This is a genomic window from Mesorhizobium wenxiniae, from assembly GCF_002284535.1.
GTDB classification, from domain to species: domain Bacteria; phylum Pseudomonadota; class Alphaproteobacteria; order Rhizobiales; family Rhizobiaceae; genus Mesorhizobium; species Mesorhizobium wenxiniae.
On sequence record NZ_NPKH01000040.1, the window covers coordinates 1 to 1,821 of the forward strand.

Annotated in this window: 2 protein-coding genes; both read left to right on the plus strand. The window is 60.7% G+C overall.

Features of this window, described 5'->3' with window-relative positions; translation table 11 throughout:
* Positions 1–953 precede the first annotated feature (953 nt).
* Complete coding sequence (locus CIT31_RS32455; protein ID WP_095521903.1) at positions 954–1,169, plus strand: hypothetical protein; 216 nt, start codon at positions 954–956, stop codon at positions 1,167–1,169.
* Between the two features lie 449 nt (positions 1,170–1,618).
* Positions 1,619–1,821: FAD-binding oxidoreductase (locus CIT31_RS34735; RefSeq protein ID WP_206073440.1), on the plus strand; the 203-nt coding region annotated here is incomplete at its 3' end.

Consider the following 1,821-nt stretch of genomic DNA (forward strand, 5'->3'; position numbering starts at 1 on the left):
CAAGCGTTGGCTGCCCTTTCCGCTCCGGTCGGCAGCTCCTGCCGGCCTACGAAGACAGAGTTTCAAAACTCGTGCCAACTGCGACGCGAACTTTAAAGGCGAATGGGCATTACATGCGAGCGCTTCGCGTCGTCGTGGGACATGATCACGGGACTTACCGGGATCATGCAGCATTCGCTCTGGAACTGTGCGGTCTCGCGATTTTCTCTTCAGCGGCTGGGTTGAGGCGAAGGCTCGCCCCAAGCGTTTGTCGAACCACATCAGATCGGTGCCGCGCCTTGTAAACGGCGGCAATAGGGATTGGCCGGAGGGCGCGAAATGACCAAGCGTCGGAAGCTCGTCGCGTTGCTGCCAGGGCATGGACTTTGACGATAAGGATGGGAGCGGAAAGAATGCTGAACGATCGACCGCGCATGGGCTTTGGGAGCGGACAGCTCCGGCGACGGAGAAGCTGGCAGGCGACCTCGTCGCCGATGTCGCGATTGTCGCGCCGGCTGGACCGGATTGTCCGCCGCGCTGCACCTAGCCGAGCGTGGCCTGGACGCTGTCGTTATCGAGGCAGCCGAATTGATTTGGCGCCGCCGGGCGGAGCACCGGATTGGTGAATGCCAGCCTCTGGGTGATGCCGTCGGCGCTCATGGAGACGCTCGGTCCCCTCAATGGCGGTCGTCTGCTTAATTTGGCTGCGCGATTCGCCACACACTGTCTTCGAGATCGTCGACAAGCACGGCTTGCAGTGGGAGGTGAAACGGGTCGGCACGATCCACTGCAGAGCCGCTAAAAAGCGCCGCCGAGATCGCGGAGCGAGCCCGCCAGTGGCAGGCGCTCGAAGCCCCGTGGCATATCCTCGATGCCCGGAGACCCGTGCAAAGACAGGCACCTCGGCCTACCCGCAGGCCTAATCGATCCGCGTGCAGGGACGATCCAGCCGCTCGCCTATTTGCGCGGCCTCGTTGGCGGCGATTGCTGCCGGCGTGACCGTCTTCACCGCAAGACCGGTCGAATATATCGCGCGTGAGGCGGGCGTCTGGCGGCCCGCCACGCAAGAAGGAAACATCCGGACCAAGTGGGCGGTTGTTTCAACCGAGACCTACACCTCGCGCATCCTCTCCGCACTGAGCGGCGAGCAAGTGGTGCTCCCATATTCCATGTCGCGACTGCGCCGCTGAGCCACAGCATCAGCCGCACGATTCTGCCCCAAGGGCACGGCGGCATGGACATATCCCCGATTTTCGCATCGTGAGACAATGCTGTGCCTATCCCTGTGTTATGAAGAAGTTTCGCCAGCGATCAAGCACTGCAAAGTCGTCCTGCGGAGCAGTCCTGATGCGCCAACTCGTGCTGAAGACCCTATCAAACATCCAGGCCGGTACCTCAGCCCGGTCCATTGACTGGGCCAGAAAGGCTGCAGTGAAAAACCGCCGCGTCACCTTCTCGATCACCCCATCGATATGGACCCGCCGCCCGGTCCAAGGATGCCATTATCAAGGATGCAATCTATAAAAAAGCCCGCGCTAAACATCGGTCCGGTGGCGTTCCGTCGTCGAGTTATATAATACCGCGAGGCCACATTCCTCGCTCGACGGCGCGATGCAGCTGCGCTTCGAATAGCGACGATATGGCGGATACTATCGGTAATGTGGCGCCAAATGTCAAATGGTTGTCGCGGCTCCCAAACTATTGTTCAGCCTCGAAATTCAACAGGACATTGCTCTATGGGACTTCCGAGTCACGTCAAATCGTCATCGTCGGCGCCGGCATCCACGGCCTGTCGGCCGCCTGGCATCTGGGCGAGAACCTACGCAAGAGCGGCAAGGGCAG